This window comes from Pseudomonas sp. HY13-MNA-CIBAN-0226, from assembly GCF_040310305.1.
In the GTDB taxonomy this organism is placed as follows: Bacteria; Pseudomonadota; Gammaproteobacteria; order Pseudomonadales; family Pseudomonadaceae; genus Aquipseudomonas; species Aquipseudomonas gregormendelii.
In genome coordinates, this window is sequence record NZ_JBEOPS010000276.1 from 1 (window position 1) to 270 (window position 270).

The following is a 270-nucleotide window of genomic DNA, read 5'->3' on the forward strand; positions in this document are numbered from 1 at the left end:
GGTCTACAGTTAATCGTGAAGCGGTCGCTACGTCGGCGATTGAGCAGCTTATCCAATTGGCAAACGGTGCGCCTTTAGCAGCAATAGCGTTGGCGCAAGCACCTTGGTACAGTAAGCGCGCGTTATGGCTGACAACATGGCAAGCGTTACGTAGTGGCAAACGAAGTAGTATCGCAGCCAGCGATTATTGGCAAACCCAGCTGAGTATCGCAGAGTTTATCCAGCTGTCTGAGCTAATGCTGCTTGACATGCGCCGTGTCTGTCTAGGAC

General features: G+C 52.2%; 1 protein-coding gene. It reads left to right on the top strand.

The window, feature by feature from the left end:
- Nucleotides 1-270: hypothetical protein (locus tag AAEZ05_RS28730; RefSeq protein ID WP_350649993.1), on the top strand; the 270-nt coding region annotated here is incomplete at both ends.